Origin of the sequence: Enterobacteriaceae endosymbiont of Donacia provostii (assembly GCF_012570145.1) — a bacterium.
Lineage (GTDB): Bacteria > Pseudomonadota > Gammaproteobacteria > Enterobacterales > Enterobacteriaceae.
Map to the genome: position 1 here is coordinate 1 of NZ_CP046206.1, position 2,226 is coordinate 2,226.

The window sequence follows — 2,226 nt, forward strand, 5'->3', positions numbered from 1 at the left end:
ATGATTAATCAAATTCCTATGACCCTACAAGGTGTAAAAAAATTACATAAAGAATTACAAAAATTAAAATATATAGAAAGACCTAAAATTATTAATGCTATTATAGAAGCTAGAAAACATGGTGATTTAAAAGAAAATGCAGAATATCAATCAGCTCGTGAAGCACAAAGTTTTTGTGAAGGACGTATTAAGGAAATAGAAATTAAATTATCTAATGCAAATATTATAGATATAACTAAAATTATACATAATAATAAGATTATTTTTGGTTCTACTATTTCTATATTAAATACATTAACTAATAAAATTATTTCTTATAAAATTGTAGGACATGATGAGTCAGATTTAAAAAATAATCTTATTTCAATTAATGCTCCAATTGCTAGAGCATTAATTGGCAAAAAAAAAGATGATATTGTTAGTGTAAAAACACCTAGAGGTGTTATAAAATATAAAATATTAAATATTGAATATATTTAATATTTAAATTTGACTTTATTATTATTCTAGGTTATCTTACTAAAATGTATTAAAAAATTTTTCTTTGAAAAATTTTGTTGTTCTTTAATAATTTATTAGAAAATATATGTGGACATTCAATTTTTAGATGATTTTTATTTTGTATTATATTTTTAAAATTGAAGAGTTTGATCATGGCTCAGATTGAACGCTGGCGGCAAGCCTAACACATGCAAGTCGAGCGGCAGCGAAATAAGAAAGAATTTTATTTTTTTTTATTGTCGGCGAGCGGCGGACGGGTGAGTAATATCTGGGGATCTGCCTTATGGAGAGGGATAACTATTGGAAACGGTAGCTAATACCTCATAATGTCTTTTATTAGACCAAAGTAGGGGATTCTATATATATTTTATATATAGGACCTTATACCATTAGATGAACCCAGACGGGATTAGCTAGTAGGTAGAGTAATAGCCTACCTAGGCGACGATCCCTAGCTGGTCTGAGAGGATAATCAGCCACACTGGAACTGAGACACGGTCCAGACTCCTACGGGAGGCAGCAGTGGGGAATATTGCACAATGGGCGAAAGCCTGATGCAGCTATGCCGCGTGTATGAAGAAGGCCTTCGGGTTGTAAAGTACTTTCAACAAGAAAGAAACGGTAAAATCTAATATATTTTATCATTGACGTTACTTGTAAAAGAAGCACCGGCTAACTCCGTGCCAGCAGCCGCGGTAATACGGAGGGTGCTAGCGTTAATCGGAATTACTGGGCGTAAAGAGCACGTAGGCGGTTAATTAAGTCAGATGTGAAATCCCTAGGCTTAACTTAGGAACTGCATTTGAAACTAATTAACTCGAGTTTCGTAGAGGGAGGTAGAATTCCAGGTGTAGCGGTGAAATGCGTAGATATCTGGAGGAATACCAGTGGCGAAGGCGGCCTCCTGGACGAATACTGACGCTCAGGTGCGAAAGCATGGGGAGCAAACAGGATTAGATACCCTGGTAGTCCATGCCGTAAACGATGTCGACTTGAAGGTTGTAAGCTTGACTTATAACTTTCGTAGCTAACGCGTTAAGTCGACCGCCTGGGGAGTACGACCGCAAGGTTAAAACTCAAATGAATTGACGGGGGCCCGCACAAGCGGTGGAGCATGTGGTTTAATTCGATGCAACGCGAAGAACCTTACCTGGTCTTGACATCCATGGAATTTAATAGAGATATTTTAGTGCCTTCGGGAACCATGAGACAGGTGCTGCATGGCTGTCGTCAGCTCGTGTTGTGAAATGTTGGGTTAAGTCCCGCAACGAGCGCAACCCTTATTCTTTGTTGCCATCAGTTAGGCTGGGAACTCAAAGAAGACTGCCGGTGATAAACCGGAGGAAGGTGAGGACGACGTCAAGTCATCATGGCCCTTACGACCAGGGCTACACACGTGCTACAATGGTATATACAAAGAGAAGCATCCTTGTAAAAGTAAGCGGATCTCACAAAATATATCTTAGTTCGGATTAGAGTCTGCAACTCGACTCTATGAAGTCGGAATCGCTAGTAATCGTAGATCAGAATGCTACGGTGAATACGTTCCCGGGCCTTGTACACACCGCCCGTCACACCATGGAAGTGGGTTGTAAAAGAAGTAAGTTGTTTAACCAATTTTTTTAAAATTGGAGGGCGCTTACCACTTTATGATTCATAACTGGGGTGAAGTCGTAACAAGGTAACCGTAGGGGAACCTGTGGTTGGATCACCTCCTTTACTATT

Annotated in this window: 1 protein-coding gene and 1 rRNA gene; both read left to right on the forward strand. The window is 38.5% G+C overall.

The features are described 5' to 3' along the window. Entirely contained in the window at nucleotides 1-480 is a 480-nt protein-coding gene (gene greA / locus GJT93_RS00005) for a transcription elongation factor GreA (RefSeq protein WP_168821589.1), read from the forward strand. A gap of 155 nt (nucleotides 481-635) precedes the next feature. Beyond that, nucleotides 636-2,220, forward strand: a 16S ribosomal RNA gene (locus tag GJT93_RS00010). Nucleotides 2,221-2,226 lie beyond the last annotated feature (6 nt).